20 protein-coding genes, 1 tRNA gene and 1 pseudogene are annotated in these 19,439 nt (G+C 68.4%); 8 read left to right on the top strand and 14 right to left on the bottom strand.

The features are described from left to right. Positions 1-23: 23 nt before the first annotated feature. Complete coding sequence (locus ACNQVK_RS07410; protein ID WP_418029010.1) at positions 24-560, top strand: DUF1772 domain-containing protein; 537 nt, start codon at positions 24-26, stop codon at positions 558-560. Here the strand turns inward: ACNQVK_RS07410 and lfrA are convergent. Genes lfrA through ACNQVK_RS07425 form a run of 3 tightly spaced genes read right to left on the bottom strand, consistent with a single transcriptional unit; the run spans position 551 to position 3,564 of the window. Then, positions 551-2,077 (bottom strand): efflux MFS transporter LfrA, encoded by a 1,527-nt coding sequence (gene lfrA / locus ACNQVK_RS07415; protein ID WP_418029011.1) that lies wholly within the window; start codon positions 2,075-2,077, stop codon positions 551-553. The genes ACNQVK_RS07410 and lfrA overlap by 10 nt on opposite strands. A gap of 25 nt (positions 2,078-2,102) precedes the next feature. Next, positions 2,103-2,678 (bottom strand): TetR/AcrR family transcriptional regulator, encoded by a 576-nt coding sequence (locus ACNQVK_RS07420; protein WP_044521128.1) that lies wholly within the window; start codon positions 2,676-2,678, stop codon positions 2,103-2,105. A gap of 52 nt (positions 2,679-2,730) precedes the next feature. Beyond that, on the bottom strand, positions 2,731-3,564 hold the full coding sequence (locus ACNQVK_RS07425) for an RDD family protein (protein ID WP_418029012.1): 834 nt from the start codon (positions 3,562-3,564) through the stop codon (positions 2,731-2,733). 32 nt (positions 3,565-3,596) lie between these two features. On the opposite strand from ACNQVK_RS07425, the gene ACNQVK_RS07430 reads away from it, so the two are divergent. Further along, on the top strand, positions 3,597-4,589 hold the full coding sequence (locus tag ACNQVK_RS07430; protein WP_418029013.1) for a stage II sporulation protein M: 993 nt from the start codon (positions 3,597-3,599) through the stop codon (positions 4,587-4,589). Here ACNQVK_RS07430 and ACNQVK_RS07435 read toward each other — a convergent pair. From ACNQVK_RS07435 to ACNQVK_RS07455, 5 genes and pseudogenes are all read right to left on the bottom strand, one after another. After that, positions 4,586-5,908 (bottom strand): DUF58 domain-containing protein, encoded by a 1,323-nt coding sequence (locus ACNQVK_RS07435; RefSeq protein ID WP_418029014.1) that lies wholly within the window; start codon positions 5,906-5,908, stop codon positions 4,586-4,588. The genes ACNQVK_RS07430 and ACNQVK_RS07435 overlap by 4 nt on opposite strands. Further along, positions 5,908-6,867 (bottom strand): AAA family ATPase, encoded by a 960-nt coding sequence (locus tag ACNQVK_RS07440; protein WP_418029015.1) that lies wholly within the window; start codon positions 6,865-6,867, stop codon positions 5,908-5,910. Before ACNQVK_RS07440 ends, ACNQVK_RS07435 begins: the two co-directional genes overlap by 1 nt. Next, positions 6,864-8,014 (bottom strand): annotated as a pseudogene (locus tag ACNQVK_RS07445) (DUF4350 domain-containing protein). Before ACNQVK_RS07445 ends, ACNQVK_RS07440 begins: the two are co-directional and overlap by 4 nt. Then, entirely contained in the window at positions 8,011-8,598 is a 588-nt protein-coding gene (locus ACNQVK_RS07450; protein ID WP_418029016.1) for a DUF4129 domain-containing protein, read from the bottom strand. The pseudogene ACNQVK_RS07445 and the gene ACNQVK_RS07450 overlap by 4 nt, the downstream one beginning before the upstream one ends. Next, positions 8,595-9,590: a hypothetical protein gene (locus tag ACNQVK_RS07455; protein ID WP_418029017.1), complete on the bottom strand. Its 996-nt coding sequence runs from the start codon at positions 9,588-9,590 to the stop codon at positions 8,595-8,597. The genes ACNQVK_RS07450 and ACNQVK_RS07455 overlap by 4 nt, the downstream gene beginning before the upstream one ends. 39 nt (positions 9,591-9,629) lie before the next feature. Here ACNQVK_RS07455 and ACNQVK_RS07460 point away from each other — a divergent pair, with 39 nt between their 5' ends. Further along, a complete protein-coding gene (locus tag ACNQVK_RS07460) occupies positions 9,630-10,304 on the top strand; it encodes an SIMPL domain-containing protein (protein ID WP_418029018.1) in 675 nt (224 codons plus the stop codon). 20 nt (positions 10,305-10,324) lie between these two features. Then, entirely contained in the window at positions 10,325-10,789 is a 465-nt protein-coding gene (locus ACNQVK_RS07465) for a GatB/YqeY domain-containing protein (protein WP_418029019.1), read from the top strand. A gap of 7 nt (positions 10,790-10,796) precedes the next feature. Here the strand turns inward: ACNQVK_RS07465 and ACNQVK_RS07470 are convergent, their stop codons facing one another. Together ACNQVK_RS07470 and ACNQVK_RS07475 are read right to left on the bottom strand one after the other, a co-directional pair. Further along, positions 10,797-11,594, bottom strand: coding sequence for an acyl-CoA thioesterase (locus ACNQVK_RS07470; protein WP_418029020.1), 798 nt, complete (start codon positions 11,592-11,594; stop codon positions 10,797-10,799). Positions 11,595-11,630: 36 nt separating this feature from the next. Then, on the bottom strand, positions 11,631-12,128 hold the full coding sequence (locus tag ACNQVK_RS07475; protein ID WP_418029021.1) for an SRPBCC family protein: 498 nt from the start codon (positions 12,126-12,128) through the stop codon (positions 11,631-11,633). A 68-nt stretch (positions 12,129-12,196) separates the two neighbouring features. Between ACNQVK_RS07475 and ACNQVK_RS07480 the strand changes: the two genes are divergently transcribed. From ACNQVK_RS07480 to ACNQVK_RS07490, 3 genes are all read left to right on the top strand, one after another. Next, positions 12,197-13,324 carry a serine/threonine-protein kinase gene (locus tag ACNQVK_RS07480; protein WP_418029022.1) on the top strand — a complete coding sequence of 376 codons (1,128 nt, stop codon included), beginning with the start codon at positions 12,197-12,199 and terminating at the stop codon, positions 13,322-13,324. Beyond that, positions 13,317-13,490: a hypothetical protein gene (locus ACNQVK_RS07485; RefSeq protein ID WP_418029023.1), complete on the top strand. Its 174-nt coding sequence runs from the start codon at positions 13,317-13,319 to the stop codon at positions 13,488-13,490. Before ACNQVK_RS07480 ends, ACNQVK_RS07485 begins: the two co-directional genes overlap by 8 nt. Before the next feature lie 98 nt (positions 13,491-13,588). Next, positions 13,589-13,801, top strand: a complete 213-nt coding sequence (locus ACNQVK_RS07490) for a CsbD family protein (protein WP_409548140.1) — start codon at positions 13,589-13,591, stop codon at positions 13,799-13,801. A gap of 73 nt (positions 13,802-13,874) precedes the next feature. On the opposite strand, the gene ACNQVK_RS07495 is transcribed toward ACNQVK_RS07490, so the two are convergent. The 4 genes from ACNQVK_RS07495 to ponA2 all read right to left on the bottom strand — a co-directional run bounded on the left by ACNQVK_RS07495 (position 13,875) and on the right by ponA2 (position 18,698). Continuing rightward, positions 13,875-13,948 (bottom strand) — tRNA-Pro (locus tag ACNQVK_RS07495). A gap of 224 nt (positions 13,949-14,172) precedes the next feature. Continuing rightward, positions 14,173-15,279: a PLP-dependent cysteine synthase family protein gene (locus tag ACNQVK_RS07500; RefSeq protein WP_418029024.1), complete on the bottom strand. Its 1,107-nt coding sequence runs from the start codon at positions 15,277-15,279 to the stop codon at positions 14,173-14,175. Beyond that, the gene (locus ACNQVK_RS07505; protein ID WP_044521072.1) at positions 15,276-16,220 is read right to left on the bottom strand and encodes a metallophosphoesterase; all 945 of its coding nucleotides are present in this window, start codon (positions 16,218-16,220) and stop codon (positions 15,276-15,278) included. The genes ACNQVK_RS07500 and ACNQVK_RS07505 overlap by 4 nt, the downstream gene beginning before the upstream one ends. Positions 16,221-16,247: 27 nt before the next feature. Beyond that, positions 16,248-18,698: a transglycosylase/D,D-transpeptidase PonA2 gene (gene ponA2 / locus ACNQVK_RS07510; RefSeq protein WP_164480960.1), complete on the bottom strand. Its 2,451-nt coding sequence runs from the start codon at positions 18,696-18,698 to the stop codon at positions 16,248-16,250. 326 nt (positions 18,699-19,024) lie between these two features. Between ponA2 and ACNQVK_RS07515 the strand changes: the two genes are divergently transcribed. Further along, positions 19,025-19,354 (top strand): WhiB family transcriptional regulator, encoded by a 330-nt coding sequence (locus ACNQVK_RS07515; protein WP_090430830.1) that lies wholly within the window; start codon positions 19,025-19,027, stop codon positions 19,352-19,354. Positions 19,355-19,439: the final 85 nt, after the last annotated feature.

A 19,439-nucleotide genomic window follows, 5' to 3' on the forward strand; every position in this document is an offset into this window, starting at 1 on the left:
AGGCGCGAGCGAGACGATCGCGTATGGAATTGGGATTCTCGGCGATGGAACGTCTCACCTCGGCATCGTTGACTGAAGCCATGACCATCAGCCCCGTCGTCGTCCTCACCGCAGCCGCCGCCCTCGGCAGTGCCGCCGCCGGTGGAATCTTCTACGCGTTCTCCACTTTCGTGATGCGCGGCCTCGACCGCACCGGCCCGGTCGACGCCGTCACCGCCATGCGCGGCATGAACGCCGAAGCCAACAGCAACGCACCGTTCCTGCTGTTCCTGTTGGGTTCGGCGATGCTGTCGGTGATCGTCGGCGTGATCGCGGTGGCCCAGATCGGCCGGCCGGGCAGTTGGTATCTGCTGGCCGGCGCGATCTTCGGCGTCCTCGGCGTGGTGATCACCATGGCGTTCAACGTGCCGCTCAACAACCACCTCGACCAGATCGACCTGGCCGATGCGGCCGCCGAATGGCAGGCCTACTTCACCACCTGGACGGCCTGGAACCACGTGCGCACCGCATCGGGGTTCATCGGCGCCGTACTGCTGTTGATCGGTCTGCGTTACCGCTGAGCCTGCCTGCGGAACGCGGCCGCCACGATCCCGGCCGCCGCCAGCGCCAGCGTCGCCGCGATGATCGCCGTCGGCGCGATGCCGGAGTCGAACGCCAGGCGGGCCGAATCCAGCAGGCGCTGCGCGATTTCGGCGGGAAGATCCGCGGCCACCGAGGTGGCGCCGCCGATGCTCTCACCGGCGTCGGCGGCCTGCGCCGGGGTCAGCCCGGCCGGCACCTGGATGTTGTTGCGGTAGAACGCCGTGAAGATCGTGCCGAGCGTCGCGGTGCCCACCACGGCGCCCAGCTCGTAGGCGGTCTCCGAGACCGCGGACGCCGCACCGGCTTTCGCCGCGGGCACCGATGCCACGATGGTGTCGTTGGACACCGTCTGTGAGACGCCGACACCCAGCTCAAGCACCACGAACGACGCGATCACCGCGGCCACCGACAGATCGTGACGGAAGGCCAGGATCAAGCCGAACCCGGCAGCGACGAAGACCAGGCCGAAGATCATCAGTTTGTCCGCCGCAAACCGCTTGGCGGCCTTGACCACCGCCAGGCCGGCGATCATCGACACCACCGCGCCCGGCAGTGTCACCAGACCGGCCGCCAGCGGCGACAGGCCGAGTACCAACTGCAGGTGCTGTGAGATGAAGAAGATGAACCCGATCAGGCCGACGATCGACAGGAAGTTCGCCAGGATCGACGCGCTGAACGGCGCGTAGGAGAACAGGCCCATGTCGAGCATCGGTGTGGCACTGCGGTTCTGCCGGCGCACGAACAGCACGCCGGAGGCGATGCCGATCGCGAACGCCGCGACGACGCCACCCGAGAAGCCGTCGTGGGCAGCAGTCTTGATCGCCCACACGAAAGGCAGCATCGCGGTGAACGACAGGGTCACGCTCACCAGATCCAGCGGGCCCGGGTTCGGGTCACGCGATTCCGGCACCAGCCGGGGACCCAGCACCAGCAGCGGCAGCAGGATCGGCACGGCCACCAGGAACACCGAGCCCCAATGGAAATGCTGCAGCAGCGCGCCGCCGACGATCGGGCCCAGCGTCGAGCCCGCCGTGAAGCACGAGGCCCAGATGGCGATCGCGAGCCGGCGCGCGGAGGCGTCGACGAAGATGTTGCGGATCAGCGACAGCGTCGACGGCATCAGCATCGCACCGAAGACGCCGAGCGCCGCACGCGCGGCGACCAGGTAGGCCGCACTCGGCGCGAAGGCCGCGGCGGCCGAGACGATCGCGAAGCCCGTGGCGCCGATGAGCAGCAGGCGGCGCCGGCCGAACCGGTCACCGAGCCCGCCCATGGCGACCAGCAGCGCGGCCAGCACCAGGGAGTAGACGTCGACGATCCATAGCTGGGTGGATGCCGCGGGACGGAAGTCCTCGGCGATCGCCGGAAGGGCGAAGGCCAGGACGGTGTTGTCGATGGCGATCAGCAGTACCGGCAGCATCAGGACCGCGAGCGCCACCCAGGCGCGTTTCGGGGTCGGCGTCACAGCGGGGCTGCCGTCGAGGCAGGTGGACATTGGGTTTCTCCAAGCAAGTTTGGGGTCAGCCGCGCGGGAGATGAATGGTGCCCGCGGTCAGGCTGGTCATGATGGCGTCGACGATCTGGTGGCGGGGGGTGCCGTCCTGCTTGGCGGCTTCGTAGCCGGCCAGCAGCAGCGCCCAGAACACCCGCCGGGCCCATCCTGGGGGATATTCGGGCCTGTCGACCGACGCTCGGTTGAGCACCTCGACGATCGCCTCGTCGCCGGTGTCCAGATAGGCCGCCAGCTCGGGATCGGCCAGGATCGTCGGCTCGCTGTAGACGAACAACACGATCGGACCCAGGTCGAGCTGGCTTTCCACCACGCGGCGCAGTGCCTCGTCGGCGGGACCGTGAGTCGGGTCCGCGCGGTCGATTTCGGCGTTGCTGAGCTCATGGACGTGCCGGGCGAGGGCACGCAGAAGGTCGGTGCGCTCCGGGTAGTACCGGTGCACGGTGCTGCGGCCGACATCGGCGGCGGTTGCGATATCGCTCAGCGACGCCGTCGCATTGTCGGCCAGGACCGTCATCGCGGCATCGAGAATCGCCTTGCGGGTGCGCTCACGCGGCCCGCTGTGCGTCGATGCCGAATTGATCATGGATCAAAATGTAGCACGATCGGGTCAAAATGAGACAGTGATGTCCCACACCCTAGCTGGGTGGGGTGAAACCGCTGGTCGGCGGTGGTGGCGGATAGCCGGGATAGGCCGCCGGATACGCCACCGCACGGGCTTGCGGCATCAGCCGGGCCAGTGCGCGACGGTGCCGCTCGGCCAGCACCGCTGCCAGCACGTACTCGGCCGGCGCGCCCGGCGGTGGCGGTGGCGAGATGCGCGAGGCCACCTCACCGAAGATCCGGTGCCCCATCTCATGGCGTATCCGCGGATCGAGCTGAGCCGATCGCGACAGGAATTGCCTGGCCAACTCGGCCTGCTCGGGGCCGAGGCCCGACAGTTCCAGCGAGGCGGCCCACCAGGCCAGCGCCGGGGGCATGACCGGAGGCGGGTTCAGCTTGGGTCCGCGCTCACTGATCACCACGGTCCCGGCGAAGATGTCGCCGAGCCGTTTGCCCTTGGCCGACACCAGGCTGCAGATGACGGCGGGCCCACCGGTGAGCATCCAGATCTCGACGAAGCCGGCCAGCCCGCGGAACATCGCCTGGCGGAAACGTTCCGGGCCGCCGTCGTCGGCGACCACTCGCAGGCCCAACGCCATCTTGCCCAGCGACCGGCCACGCGTCGCGGTCTCCATCAGCACCGGATAGCCCACCAGGGTCAGCACCGTGAAGATGATCAGGATCGCGGCCGACAACGCCTCGTCGAGCTGGGTCAGGGTGATCGACCACAACACCACGCCCACCACGTAGCCGACGGCGATGACCACGATGTCGATCAGTGCGGCCAGGGTGCGCACGGGCAACTGGGCGATCGCCACGTCGAGGACGACGGCGTCGCCGGTCACCACCGGCGCGGGCTGCCAAACCATACCGACACACGCTACCGACTACGCTTTGCCGGGTGGATGTCGATGCGTTCGTCGTGGCCCATCGCCCCACCTGGGACCGGTTGGAGCAGTTGGTAAAACGACGCCGCCGGTTGACCGGTGCCGAGGTCGACGAGCTCGTGGACCTCTACCAGCGGGTCTCCACTCACCTGTCGATGGTGCGATCGGCCTCGCAGGATTCGGTCCTGGTGGGACGGTTGTCCGGGCTCGTGGCCCGGGCACGAGCCGCGGTGACCGGCGCGCACGCGCCGCTGTGGCGTGAGTTCGTCCGGTTCTGGACGGTGTCCTTCCCGGTGGTGGCCTACCGGTCCTGGCGCTGGTGGCTGGGATCCGCGGTGGCGTTCTTCATCGTGACCGTGGCGCTGGCGTTGTGGGTGTCGGGCAACCCCGATGTGCACGCGGCCGTCGGAACCCCCAGCGAGATCGACGAATTGGTCAACCACGACTTCGAGTCCTACTACAGCGAGCACCCGGCCGGATCGTTCGCCCTGCAGGTCTGGGTGAACAACTCCTGGGTGGCCGCCCAATGCATCGCCTTCGCGATCCTGCTCGGTCTGCCCATCCCGTACGTGCTGTTCCAGAACGCCGCGAACCTCGGCCTGATCGCCGGGCTGATGTTCAGCGCGGGCAAGGGCGGTTTCTTCCTCGGCCTGATCACCCCGCACGGACTGCTCGAGCTGACCGCCGTGTTCCTGGCCGCCGCGGTGGGGATGCGGCTGGGCTGGACGGTGATCGCACCCGGCAACCGGCCGCGGGCGCAGGTGCTGGCCGAACAGGGCCGGGCAGTGGTCGCCGCCGCGGTCGGACTGGCCGTGGTGCTCCTGGTGTCCGGTCTGATCGAGGCCCTGGTGACCCCGTCGCCGCTACCCACCTGGATGCGGATCGGCATCGGCGTCGCGGCCGAGCTGGCCTTTCTGGGCTATGTGTTCCACTTCGGGCGCAAGGCCGTGCGGGCGGGCGAGAGCGGCGATCTCGAAGACGCACCCGATCTGGTTCCCACCGCTTAGAGCTTTCCCGCCGCCTTCATCGCCAGATAGTGGTCGGCCAGTGCCGGCGCCAGATCTTCGGGCGGGGCGTCGACCACATCGACGCCGTGCCCGCGCAGCCGTGACGCGATGGCCCGGCGGTCATTACGGGCCCGTTCGGCAGCGGCGGCGTCATACACCTGCGCGGCATCGGAACGGCCGGCCGCCAACTGGTCCACCCGAGGATCGGCGACCGCGGCCAGCAGCACCTGATGGCGTGCCGACAGTTGCGGCAACACCGTCATCAAACCTTCGTCGAGGGCAGAGGCATTGAGGTCTGTCAGCAGGACCACCAGCGCCCGGCCCCGCACCCGGCGCGCCACCGCCGAAACCATCGCGGTCGCATCGGATTCCACCAGGGCGGGCTGCAGTGGCGCCATCGCCGAGACCAGCGTGGACAGCAGTTCGGTGCGTGAGGCATTGAACACCCCGGCGCGGGTCACCCGGTCGATGGCCAGGAAATCGACGTGATCCCCGGCCCGCGAGGCCAGGGCCGCCAGCAGCAGCGCCGCATCCATCGACCAGTCCAGCCGCGGCCACCCGCCCGGATCCAGCGAGGTCGGGTCCACCCCGACCCGGCCCGCCGAGGTGCGTCCGGTGTCGAGCACGATCACCACCCGGCGGTCGCGTTCCGGACGCCAGGTACGCACCACCACGTCGGCGCGCCGGGCGGTGGCCCGCCAGTCGATCGAGCGGACGTCGTCACCGACCACATACTCACGCAGCGAGTCGAATTCGGTGCCCTGACCGCGGATCAGCACCGGGATCGCACCGTCCAACTGCCGCAGTCGGGCCAGCCGGGACGGCAGGTGCTTGCGGGACAGGAACGGCGGCAGGATGCGTACCTGCCCGGGCAATTGCCGTGAGCGTTGCCGGCCGGCCAGTCCCAGCGGGCCGATCGAGCGCACCGTGACCAGCTCGCACCGTTGATCACCGCGGCGCGCGGGGTGCAACCGGGTGGCCAGCGAAACTTGTTGGCCCGCCGCGATGTTCACCTGGTGGGCGCGAGGTCGCGCCGACGCGCTGGGCGGCCAGGCATCGCGGATCGCGCCGCGCACCCGGCGGCGCCCGGTGTTGCGCACGGTCAGCACCGCATCGACGGTCTGGCCCAGGCGCGCGGTGGACTCGCCGCTACGAGTCACCTGGAGGCCGCCGGTAGCGCCGGCCAGCGCGACATCGGCCGCCACCGCCGCGGCCAACAGCGCCGCCAGCACGGCGAAAGCCGTTGCCGGCCAAGGGGCCAACGCGATCGGCAGCACACAGACCAGTGCCACCAGACCGGCGCGGCCGGTGAGAACCATCAGCGCGGTACCGGGACGGAGGCCAGGATGCCGTCCAACACTCCGTCGGAGGTGGCCCCCTCCAACTCGGCCTCCGGGCGTAACGCCACCCGGTGGCGCAGCGTCGACCGGGCCATCGCCTTCACGTCGTCAGGGGTCACGTAGTTGCGGCCGGACAGCCAGGCCCACGACCTTGCCGTGGCCAGCAAGGCCGTCGCGCCGCGCGGTGACACACCCAGCTGCAGTGACGGGGAATGCCGGGTGGCACCGACGATGTCGACGATGTAGCCCAGCACCTCGTCACCGGCCAGCACCTGGCGCACCGCGTCGCGTCCAGCCGCCAGCTCGGCCGCACCCGCCACCGGCCGTACCGCCGACAGGTCGCGCGGATCGAAGCCCTGCGCGTGCCGGCTCAGGATCGCGATCTCCTGATCCCGCGGCGGCAGCGGCACGGTGAGCTTCAGCAGGAAGCGGTCCAACTGGGCCTCGGGCAGCTGATAGGTGCCCTCGTACTCGATCGGGTTCTGGGTGGCCGCCACGATGAACGGGTCGGGCAGCGGCCGGGGAAGGCCGTCGACACTGACCTGACGTTCCTCCATGGCTTCCAGAAGCGCCGCCTGGGTTTTCGGCGGTGTCCGGTTGATCTCGTCGGCCAGCAGCAGGTTCGTGAACACCGGGCCGCTGCGGAATTCGAACTCGGCGGTGCGCGCGTCGTACACCAGGGAGCCCGTGACGTCGCCGGGCATCAGGTCCGGTGTGAACTGCACCCGCTTGAATTCCAGCTGCAGCGCCGCGGCCAGGGTGCGCACCAACAGGGTCTTGGCCACGCCCGGGACCCCCTCGAGCAGCACGTGCCCGCGGCACAGCAGCGCGACCACCAGGCCGCTGATCACCGCGTCCTGGCCGACCACCACCTTGGCGATCTCGTTGCGCAGGGCCAGCAGGGCTTCACGGGCGTTCTCGGAGGTGGGCTGAGTCACGACTGTGCGACCTGCCTTTCGATGTCGTCGAGTTGGTGTGCGAGGTGGACGAGTTCGGCGTCGGAGACCGGCGGCGGGCCGAACAGGATGGCGCCGGCCGAGCCGGCAGTACTACCGGCGCCGGCCGAGTTCGCCGCGGTGCCGCAGCGTGCGGCGACGGCGGCCGCGACGGCCTGCGGTGCCGCGGCGGTGTTCAACCCGAGCCTGGGCAGCAGCCGGCCCAGCGCCGCGGTGCGTAACGCGTCGGCGGCCCGGTCGCGCGCCCGGCGGGAACGGTAGAGCCGTCCACGTCCCTCGACGGTCTCCGATGCGCGGACCACGACCGGCAGGGATTCGGTGACCAACGGACCGAGGCGCCGGGCCTGGGCCACCGCCAGCAGCGCCACCACCAGGCAGAGCTGCAGGACGATCCACCGGACCTGCGGTGGCATCAGATCCGACAGCTTGCCGTTCGCTGTCGAGCTGGCCTCGAAATGCTGTGGCGCGTACCAGATCACCCGCGGTGCGGCGCCGGCCAGATTCATGGCCAGTGCCGCATTGCCCTCTTTGAGCAGGCGGGAGTTCGTCATGAAGTCACCCGTGCCGACCACGGTCACGGTGCGTGGCCCGTCGTGGTAGCGCGCCAGTGCGCCGTCGTAGCACAGGGTGACCGGCGTACTGCCGGCGGCCGCATAGGTATCGGTGGTGCCCAACTGTGCCGTGCCCGCCCGGTTCGCCTCGGGCAGTTCACAATCCGGCTCTCCGCCGCCGAACTCCGTGGGCTTGTCGAGCTGGATCTGCGGGGCCAGTTTCTCGCGGGTGAGCCCGGTCGGTGCGACGAGCAGCAGGTCCCCGGGGAGATGGGTCAGCCGGGCGACGGTTTTCTCGCTGGACAGGAACATCGTCTGCGCCACCACCAGCAGGGTGCCGGGGCGGCGCGGGCCGCCGCGTCGGCGTCGGCAGCGGTGATCACCTCGACACCGTGGTCTCGCAACAGGCTGACCAATGCGTGGGTGCCCTCCGGTGAGGTGGACTCGGGATCCATCGCCCCGCCGGGACGCGGTGCGGTCAGGTAGACGGTCGCGATCGCCACCGCGACGACGACGGCGAATGTCAGCAGCACCCAGCGGGCGGTGCGGAGGCTGTGTCTTACCGAACTGGGGTTCAAGGCGCCCTGACCTCGTCGAGGGCCGCGATCGCCCGGTAGGCCGATTCGGTACCCGGCCGCTCACCATAGGTGACGTCGTTGAATGTGTTTGCCGCGCTGAACAGTTCGGTGGACACAGCGGGTAGCGCCGCCGCGGCGTCGCGGGCGAGTTCGGTCGCGGTACGCCCGGGAACGGCGTCGAGCACCCCGGTTTCCTCCAGGCGGCGTGCCAGGGCGCGGACCCGGTGCCGGATTGCTGCCGACCAATCACCCTGTGCGGCATATTGTTCAGCGATCGACCGGTGTTGGGCGGCGCTGAGCTCCTGGCTGCCGAACAGTGCTTGGTCCGCACCGCGTGCGGTGCGCATTGTCCGCCGCGCGATCCGTACGGCCACCACGACGGCGACAACGACCAGGATCACCAGTACCGAGATGGTGAACCAGCCGCCGGGGTTCGTCGAGCCGGCGGCGGTGATCCGGTACAACAGGTCCCGCAGCCACTCGCCGATCTGATCGGCCGGCGAAGCCCGGGGGTAGATCGGCTTGGTCAGTTCGTTCTGCGCGGCGTCGTGCGCGGCGTCACGGTCGATTTCGATGCTCGTCACCTCGGGTGTACCGGGGCAGGCAGCCAGAGTTGGTCGGCGGTTTCGACCGGTGCACCCGCGCCCGTCTGCAGCATCAGATCGAACGCCTCGGCCCGGAACCGGCGATCGGCGTACAGCAGCACGACCACGCCCGCGCTGAACGGTGCGGTGACGATCTGCCCGATAGCGGAGCCGACGGCGCTGAGGATCAACGCCGGCATCGTGGGGCCGTCGGCGATCATCGTCATGATCTGCCCGGCGATGTTGAACGGCGCACCCACGCCCCAGCCGATCACCGCGGCCACGATCGTGGCCAGCACCCAGATGCCGAGCACACGCCAGAAGTCCTTGCTCACCAACGTGAATGAGCGCTTGACCGCCGCGACGATCCCGAGGTGTTCCAACACGATCGCCGCGGGGGCGAACAGCAGAACCGTCGACACGTAGAGCACGCCGACGAGCACGAGTGCCACCAACGGGGCACCTATCGCGAACGCGGCCAGCCCGCCGCCGATGCTGCCCGCACCGGCGATCGCCACCGCCACGCCGGCAATGACGGCCGCCAAAGCCAGAGCCTGCAACACGGTCAGCCCGATCAGTGCCGGTAACCGGCCACGCAGCCGCTGCCACGCCTCACCGACCGTGATGCTTCCGCCGAACACCGAGCGGCCGATCACCACCGTGAGCATGCCGCTGAGCAGAAGTGAGGCCAGCGTCGTGACCACGATGCCGGTGAACACGCCACCGGCGAACACCGCGACGGTCCCGGACGACGGGGCCTCGCCCTGCAGCGTGGAGTCGAATTCGCCGAGCGCGGACAGCGGCCCGATTTGCAGTGCGAGCGTGATGATCTGCGAGGCGAGCACCACGATGGTGGCCAGCCCCAGCGTCGCTTTGGGGTTGGTGCGGACGTAGGCCACCGCGCCGTTGAAGATCTCGGTCAGGCTCAACGGACGAAGCGGGATGACGTTCCCTGCCGAAAAGTGCGCAAGGTATGGCCGGCCGCTCGTCATGCATTCACCGTAGTTGCCGTCAGCAACTACCGTGTGGGCATGTCGACCGAGATCATCGTGCGTGGGTCGTTCTCCGCTTTTCAGCCGCCCGAACGTGCGACCGTGCATGCCACCATCGGCTACGAGGGGCCGGCCATCGAGCCGGTGTACGAGCGGGTGGTCCGCGACGTGGACGCGGTGAAGTCCTCGATCGCACCGCTGCACAACCCCGACGGCGGCCCGGTCACCTGGTGGTCCACCGGGCACGTGCGCACCTGGGCCGACCGGCCCTGGAACAACGAGGGCAAGCAGTTGCCCCTGGTGCACCATGCCAGCGTCGGGCTCGAGGTCAAGTTCAGTGATTTCACCGCGATGGCGCGATGGGTCGGCGGCCACGTCACCGACACCGGCGGCTTTTCGCTGTCGCGGATCGAATGGGCACTGACCGCCAAGCATCGCGACGAACTCGTCGTCCGGGTGCACACCGCCGCCGTGCAGGACGCGGTCACCCGGGCCCAGCGCTTCTCCGACGCACTGGGTCTCGGTCCGGTCCGGCCGGTGGCGATCGGCGATGCCGGCATGCTGGGCCGGTCTCCGGAGGGGTCATCGTCCCCTCTGGCAATGCGGGCGATGGCCGCACCCAAGGGCGGCGGTGCGCCGGAACTCGACTTCTCACCCGCCGATATCGAGGTCTCGATGTCGGTCGACGCGAAATTCGTGGCGGGCCAGGAGTGATCGCAGCGTAGGTTGACGCTATGGCCGACCTCAAGGACAAGCTGCGTGCCGATCTGACCGGCGCGATGAAGGCGCAGGACAAGTTGCGCACCGCCACCCTGCGCATGGTGCTGGCCGCGATCCAGAGCGAGGAGGTCTCGGGCAAGCAGGCCCGGGAGCTGTCCGACGCCGAGGTGATCGCGGTACTGGCCCGCGAATCGAAGAAGCGCGGCGAGGCCGCCGAGATCTACACGCAGAACGGCCGGGGCGAACTGGCGGCCAACGAGCACGCCGAGGCCCGCGTCATCGACGAGTACCTGCCCACCCCGCTGACCGACGCCGAGCTGGCCGACGTCGCCGACACCGCCATCGCACAGGTCGCCGAGCAGATCGGGGAGCGCCCCGGCATGCGTCAGATGGGCCAGGTGATGAAGGCCGCCACGGCCATTGCCGCGGGCAAGGCCGATGGTGCGCGGCTGTCGGCCGCGGTCAAGGCGCGGCTGTAGCGCTGCTTCAGTCCGGTTGGATCCGCCAGAGCGCTTCCTGCGTCACGCTGGCGATCAGCGTCGTGTCGGCGTCGTAAAGGGAACCGACCGCCAGGCCGCGCGAGTCGTTGTGGTTGGCCGGCTGGATCTCGTAGCGATGCCAGCGCTCCGGGTGGAACGGGCGGTGGAACCAGATCGAATGATCCAGGCTCGCCGCGAAGCCGAGATCGGACCGTAGCCGGACATTCGGTGGCAGCGCCGAGGGCACCGGACCGAGATCGGACATGAACGTCAGCGTGCAGGCGCGGATCAGCGGATCGTCCTCGATCGGGGTGCTGGCCCTGACCCAGAACGGTGGGATGGCGAACTCCGAGGCATCGTCGTGGGTGGTGCGCAGTTCGAACTTGTCCCCGAAATCCAGCACCTCGGCCTTGGGGACTGCCGCCGCGAACTCCAGTGCGGGCGGTGCTTCGGGGAACCAGTCGAGTCCCGGTTCGGGATGGTGGAACGACGCGATCATCTCCAGGATCACCGCCCCGCCCTGGCTGGCGGTGACATGGCGGGTGGCGAACGCGCGTCCGTCCCGGATGCGGTCGACGTGGAACTCGACGTCGGCGTCGTAGCGTCCGCCGCGGACAAAGTAGGCGTGCAGCGATTGCGGGAGTTTGCCGTCGTCGACCGTGGCGCCGGCAGCCGCCAGCGACTGAGCCGCGATCAGGCCGCCGAACAACCGCTCGACCGCACCCCGGCGGGGCTCGCGAATACAGAAGTCATCACCGTGGCGATCGAACTGCAACAGTTGGGCGATCCAGCTCAGCGCGGCCATCGGCCGAGGCTATCAACTGCTTGGTTGGGACGGCGCTCACACCTGGTTGGCGAAATAGCGCTGACCGTCGGAGGCCAGCCGTCCGAACGCGGCCTTGAGCACCGGCGCCAGCCCCTTGAACGGAATCGCGAACAACGGTTTCGGCTCGATCGCCACGATCCAGGTGAACTGTGTCTGGCCGTCGCCGACGGGTTCGACGAGGTAGTCCTCTGCGAACCGGCGCAGCGACGGAATGCTGGCGTGATCGACCGTGAACGAGTACCGGCGGCCTTCCTCCCAGCGGAAGAACGTCTCGTGTACCCGCACCACGCCGGGCGCCAGTGTCACCTCGCGGGAGGTGCCGACACCGAAGGGCCTCGGCGTCAACCAGTTCACTGCGGTGATCGACGGACCCCACGCGGCCAGGGACTCGTCGGATACCAGCGACTCCCACACCTTTTCGGGCGGTGCGGCGAAACGCTTCTCATAGGTGAAGATGTGCGGTGCCGTGTCGAAGAAATCGGCGTCGGCGGATTCCAGCGTGAACCGGGGCATGGTGCCAGCATGCCGCACAGCGGCACTGCGGGATACTCGGATACAAGCGCATACCGGAGAGGGGACCTATGACGGCGGCGCTCGCCGGCCGCTACCAGCTACGCGGCGTGCTCGGCCGCGGCGGCATGGCCGAGGTGCACGATGGCTGGGACACCAGGCTGTCGCGTCCGGTGGCGATCAAACTCCTCTATCCGGCCCTGGCCGCCGACGAGGTGACCCGCAGGCGTTTCGAGAACGAGGCGCGGGCCGCTGCCGCGCTGAACCACCCCAACATCGTCGCCGTCCACGACAGCGGTGAAGACAACGGGACGCCGTACATCGTCATGGAACGACTGCCCGGGCCCACCCTGGCCGACGAGATCGAGGCCGGCCCGCTGTCGGCCGACCGCGTGCGCTGGGTGCTGTCCGACCTGCTCGGTGCGCTGACCGCCGCGCACGAGGCGGGCATCCTGCACCGCGACATAAAGCCCGGCAACGTCTTGATCACCGCATCCGGCACGGCCAAGCTCGCCGACTTCGGAATCGCAAAGACCAACGGGGCCGCCCACACCCGCGTCGGGATGGTGTTCGGGACCGCGAATTATCTGAGCCCACAAAGGATTACCGGCCGGCCGGCGTCGCCGTCGGACGATCTGTATGCCCTGGGCGTCCTGGGTTACGAGGCATTGACCAGGCAGCTTCCGTTCGAACGCGACAATCCGGTGGCCACCATGCGCGCGGTGCTCGAGCAGCCGCTGATGCCGATCGGGATGCTGCGTCCGGATGTCGATCCGGCTCTGATCCACGTGCTGGAGCGCGCGATGTCGCGGGATCCTGCCTACCGCTTCGCCAATGCCGCCGAGATGCGGGCCGCCCTGCAGAAGGCGCCGGCTCGGCCCGCGACCCTGATGCTGCCCGCCCCGCCGCCGCCTCCTCCAGCCCGGCGTTCCCGCATCCAGATGGCCCTCCTGACGGCAGGTCTACTGGCCGGCGTCATCCTCGCGGCCGTTCTGTTGATCTCCGACCCGCCGCCACAACGCGCGCCGGTCACGCCGGTGACCACGTCAGTCGAGCCGACCGTTCCGGCCGCGACGGATATTCCGACGTTCACGCCGACGGTGCCCGAGGACGAGTGGGACCAGGGCCCTGGCATCGGCAACGGCAACGGTCACGGGAATGGAAAGGGCCACGGTAAGAAGGGCCATCCACATGAGTGACGTCGACGATGCTCACCGGCACAGCAGCCGCAACAGCGCGCTGCTTGCCGATTCGGCCCAGACCGCCCTGCGTCCCCGATGCGGAATCGACAGCGTCATCGCCGACCGGTCGGGCGATCCGATCACCAAGGCATTTCTGGATCAGATGCACGCCCGGTGGTTCTGACCACATTCGAGCCGTCGGTTTGGCCGACCCCGGTATCGGGGTACAGCACAGTACCCAGCGAACCGCTGGATCAATGTGGACAAGGGGATGCCTGAGATATGGGAATCGCTGACGATGCGAAGAACAAGGCCGAAGACCTCAAGGGCCGTGCCAAGGAAGGCTTCGGTGCGGCCACTGGCGACGACGACCTGAAGGCCGAAGGTCAAGCTGATCAGGGCTCCGCCTCGGTCAAGCAGAAGATCTCCGAAGCCGGGGACAAAATCAAGGAAGGGGTCGATTCGGTCAAGGACAAACTGACCGGAAACTCCTGATCGCCAAACGCGAGTATCTGACGAGAAGTGCCTGCCCGCCGGGAATTACCGGCGGGCAGGCACTTTGTCACTGTCGGGGTGGCGGGATTCGAACCCACGACCTCTTCGTCCCGAACGAAGCGCGCTACCAAGCTGCGCCACACCCCGCGTGAAGCTTCGACAGCCTATCGCACCGGGTACCTCGAAAGCCAAACGGTCCCCGCGGCGTACGTCACTCCCCGGGAACGGGAAGCAAAGGACGTGTCGGTGGTGTTCTACACAATGACATCACCGGAATCGACTGGAGTACTCATGACCGTCCTGGGAGCCTTCATCTACCTGGGGTTCTTCGCCCTGGCAGCGTTGTGGCTGTTCCTGACGGCCGAGACCGATCAGGACCAGCTGCCCGAACGCTCGAACTCCGAGAGCACCTCTGAGGACTCCGAGGTGTCCAGCCCCTGGGCGCTGAGCCAGTCCGCATCGAAGTAGGTGTCCGCGTAGCGGTCACCGCTGTCGGCCAGCAGGGTCACCACCGACCCGCTGCGGCCGTGCGCGACCATCTCGGCCAGCAGCTGGAACGCGCCCCACAGATTGGTTCCCGTCGACGGCCCGACCCGGCGTCCCAGCACCCGGCTCGCGTGGTATGCCGCGGCCACCGACCCGTTGTCGGGCACGGCGATCATGCGATCGACCACCCCGGGCAGAAACGACGGCTCCACCCGCGGCCTGCCGATGCCCTCGATACGTGAGGACGCTCCCGTGACGACGTCGTCGCGGCCCTGCGCGTAGCCGGGAAAGAACGCCGAATTCTCCGGGTCGACGACACACAACTGCGTGGCATGCCTGCGGTAGCGGATGTAGCGGCCGATCGTCGCGCTGGTGCCGCCGGTGCCCGCCCCCACCACGATCCACTCCGGGACCGGATGCGGTTCCAGTCGCATCTGCTCATAGATCGACTCGGCGATGTTGTTGTTGCCGCGCCAGTCGGTGGCCCGCTCGGCGTTGGTGAACTGGTCCAGGTAGTGGCCGCCGGTCTCCTCGGCCAACTTGTGCGCCTCGGCATACACCTGGGACGACTCGGCGACGAAATGGCAACGGCCACCCTGGGCTTCGATCAGTGCGATCTTCGAGCCGCTGGTCGAGGCGGGCACCACCGCGATGAAGGGCAGACCGAGCAGTGCCGCGAAGTAGGCCTCGGACACCGCCGTCGACCCCGAGGATGCCTCGATGATCGTGGTGCCCTCACCGATCCAGCCGTTACACAACCCGTACAGGAACAGGGAACGAGCCAGCCGGTGCTTGAGGCTGCCGGTGATGTGGGTGGACTCGTCCTTGAGGTACAGCGCGACATCCACTTCCTCACGCCACCCTGCGGGCAGCGGATAGCGCAGCAGATGGGTGTCGGCGCTGCGCTTGGAATCGGCCTCGATCAGCCGCACCGCATTGTCGACCCACCGGCGGGGCCGGGGGCGCGACGCGGTACAGCCAGGTTCGCTCACCGGGCCGAGACGGTCGGGCTGGATTGCCCGGCCCTGATCCCGACGTGCCCGCCTCCGGTCGGCGCCGCGACCAGCGTCAGCAGGGTGGCCTCCGGGCGGCAGCAGAACCGCACGGGCGCGAACGGCGACGTGCCGATCCCCGCAGACACATGCAGCTGCATGTGCGATCCCCACTTCGAGGCGCCCTTGGCCCGGGACCGGTCCAGCTCGCAGTTGGTGACGATGGCCCCGTAGAACGGCAGGCACAGCTGCCCGCCGTGGGTATGTCCGGCCAGCACCAGCTGATAGCCGTCGGCCGCGAAGCGGTCCAGGACCCGCGGCTCGGGGGAGTGGGTGAGGCCCAGCGTCAGGTTGGCCGCTCCGTTGGCCCGGCCGGCGATGGTGTCGTAACGGTCGCGCTTGAGGTGCGGATCGTCGACCCCGGCCACCGAGATGTGCAGCCCGGCCACCTCGATGTCGCGGCGGATGTGGGTCATGTCGAGCCAGCCGCGCTCGGTGAAGGCCGCGCGCAGGTCCTGCCACGGCAGCGGCTCACCGTGCGTGCGGTGCTGCGGGTTGGTGACGTAGTTCAGGGGGTTCTTCAGGCGCGGCGCGAAATAGTCGTTGCTGCCGAACACGAACAGGCCGGGTGCCGAAAGCAGGTCACTCAATGACTGCACGACAGCAGGCACGGCCTTCGGGTGGGCCAGATTGTCGCCGGTGTTGACCACCAGGTCGGGCTCGAGGCGTGCCAGATCGCGCAGCCAGGCCTGCTTGCGGCGCTGATTGGGACGCATGTGGAGATCGGAGAGATGCAGCACGCGCAGGGGCGACGAGCCCGGGGCCAGTACCGGCATGGTCGCTTCCCGCAGCACGAACGCATTGCGCTCGATGAGGGACGCGTAGCCGATCCCGGCAACCAACGAACCGGCGGTGACGGCAGCTGCCTTCTTCACTGACATGCAGGCAAGCCTACTGCGATCCGGCCGTCACGGGGGTGGTGGAGGCCCGAGCACCGGCACGGTGATCGGAGGCAGCCCCGGGATCTCGACCACTGTCTGGCCGATCTCCGGCGGCGGGCCACCCGGGAACGGGAACGCCACCGGGGGCGGCGGCGGTGCCGGCGGGATCCCGTTGCTGATCTGGATCGTGATGATCGAGCCCGGAATCGTCTGCCCGGCGGGCGAAGTGCCGACCACGGTGCCGTAGCGCGAGCTGCTGTTGACCGAGGCGGCGCCGTCGGCCACCTGGAATCCGGACTCCTTGAGCCGCTGGCGCGCGGCGGTCTCGTCCAGCCCGTTCACGGTGGGCACCACGGAACCGGGGCCGCCGTCGACATAGCGCGGATCGGTCGGCGGCAGGGCGACCGGCCCGAAGTTGTTGGCGATCGGCTTCAGCGCGGTGAACCAGGTGCGGGCCGGCTCGTTGCCGCCGAACAGGTCGCCGTCCCCGCACTGGCGCAGCGGGAACGAGCACAGCTCTCCGGGGGTGGTGGAATCGTCGTAGATGTAGTTGGCGGCCGCGTACTGGTTGGTGAAGCCAAGGAAGCCCGACGAGCGGTGCGCCTCGGTGGTGCCGGTCTTGCCCGACATCGGCAGATCCCAGCCCACCGAACCGGCCGACCCCGACGCGGTACCGCCGGCCTGGTCGTCCTTGCTCATCGCGTTGGCCAGGGTGTTGGCCAGCCCCTCGGGCACCGCTTGCTCGCACGTCTCGGTGGTCACCGACACCTCATTGCCGTGCCGGTCGAGGACCTGGCCGATCGGGTTGGGCGGGCACCAGGTCCCGCCCGAGGCCAGCGTGGCCGCCACGTTCGACAGCTCGAGCGCGTTGACCTCGATGGGGCCCAGCGTGAACGAGCCGATGTTCTGGCGCTTGACGAAGTCGGCGAGGCTCTCGTTGCTCTCCGGGTCGTAGTCGCGGGCGGTGCCGGGCAACGCGTAGGACCGCAGCCCCAGCTTGACCGCCATGTCGACCGACCGCTGCACGCCGATCTGCGAGATGAGCTTGGCGAAGGCGGTATTGGGCGAGGTGGCCAGGGCATCGGTGACGCTCATCGAGCCCCGGTAACCGCCGGCGTTCTTCACGCACCAGGTTTCCTTGGGGCATCCCGGGGTGTCGCTGCTGCCCAGACCCTTGGCCTGGAAGAAGCCGGGCACCGGAAGCTGGGTGTTGATGCCCATCCCCATGTCCATGGCCGCGGCCGTGGTGAAGATCTTGAAGATCGACCCGGCGCCGTCGCCGACGAGCGAGAACGGCTGTGGCTGCATGGTCTCGCCTGCGTCGGTGTTCAGGCCGTAGGTGCGATTGCTGCCCATCGCCAGGACCGGATGAGATTCCTTACCCGGCTTGATCACGCTCATGACGCTGGCGACGCCGGGGGCATCCGGCCGGGCGATGCTGTCGATCGCCGACTTCACCGAGCCCTGCACATCCGGATCCAGCGTGGTCTTGATCAGATAACCGCCCTTGGCGACCTGTTCCTTGGACAGGCCGGCGCGGGCCAGATACTCCAGCGCGTAATCGCAGAAGAACGCCCGGTCTCCGGCTGCGATGCAGCCGCGGGGCAGCTCGTTGGGCTGCGGCAGGATGCCCAGCGGCTGCTGCTTGGCGGCCCGCAGCGCCTCGGCTTCCTGAGGGATGTTGTCGATCATGGTGTCCAGCACCAGGTTCCGCCGGGCCAGGGCGCCGTCGGGATTGGTGTAGGGATTGAGCGCACTGGTGGACTGCACCATGCCGGCGAGCAGGGCGGCCTGCTGCCAGTTCAGCTCGGAGGCGTTGACGCCGAAGTAGGTCTGCGCGGCGTCCTGAACGCCGAACGCGCCGTTGCCGAACGAGACCAGGTTGAGGTAGCGCGTCAGGATCTCGGGCTTGGTGAAGGTCTTGTCCAGCGTCAGGGCCATCCGGATCTCACGCAGTTTGCGGGCCGGTGTGGTCTCGATCGCGGCACGGCGCTCGGCATCGGTCTGGGCGACGACGAGCAGCTGGTAGTTCTTCACGTACTGCTGTTCGATGGTCGAACCGCCGCGGGTGTCCGAGTCGCCGCGCATGTACCCGGTCAGGCCGGTGAGGGTGCCCTGCCAGTCCACACCGTTGTGCTCGGCGAACCGTTTGTCCTCGATCGAGACGAGGGCGAGCTTCATGGTGTTGGCGATCTGATCGCTGGGCACCTCGAAGCGGCGTTGTGAATACAGCCACGCGATGGTGTTGCCCTTGGCGTCGACCATCGTCGAGACCTGCGGAACTTCGCCGTCCACCAGGGCGGCCGAGCCGTTGGCCACCACGTCGGAGGCCCGGTTGGACATCAGGCCGAATCCACCCACGACAGGGAACATGAAAGTGGCCACCAAAACGCTGGCCAGCAGGCAGCACCATGCGAGTTTGATGATGGTGACCGCTTGGGGTGGCTGCGCGGGCGGTCGTGTCGGCGGCTCCGGCATGGGTACAGAGTAGCTATCTCGCCGAGGTGGGTTTCCGGCGAGCGGGGCCCACCGGCATATCGCCCTTGCCTGCAGAAATACCAGAATGCGTCAATAACTCAGTCAGACGGCACGGCCGTCCCAAAAAAGTGGCTCGCAAACTGTTGCGTTAATACCCTCTGACCACCTAGCTTGGACACACAGTGCGATCCAGGTAACACAGGCTGGCGCAATGTGGCGTAGATCGCAACGGCGTTCTACACCGGAAGGTTCGAAGCCTGCCATCTGGGGAGATGGCTGGAACGAAGGGATCGCTGGTGTCAGGTACACGAACTGTCGCAGACAAGATGAACGCTTCCGCCCCAGCCGCCAACCTGGTCCACCGAGGCGAGGGCGAAGCCCGGATCGCCTGGGTTTCGCAGGCGAGGTGCCGCCAGGCCGATCCGGACGAATTGTTCGTCCGCGGTGCCGCACAACGCAAAGCCGCGGTGATCTGCAGGCACTGCCCGGTGATTCTCGAATGCGGTGCCGATGCACTCGACAACCGCGTGGAGTTCGGAGTCTGGGGCGGGATGACCGAACGTCAGCGCCGTGCCCTGCTCAAGCAGCATCCCGAAGTCATCTCCTGGTCCGAGTTCTTCGCCGCCCAGCGCAAGCACCACCGCAGCGCGGTCTAGCCTCCGTGTTTACGCGGGCTCACTCTGCCCGCGCGCGCCAAAATGCAGCCGACGGTAGTGTATTCGGTTGTGGCACATGGTAATC

The organism is Mycobacterium sp. 134, from assembly GCF_048282715.1.
GTDB lineage: Bacteria > Actinomycetota > Actinomycetes > Mycobacteriales > Mycobacteriaceae > Mycobacterium > Mycobacterium septicum.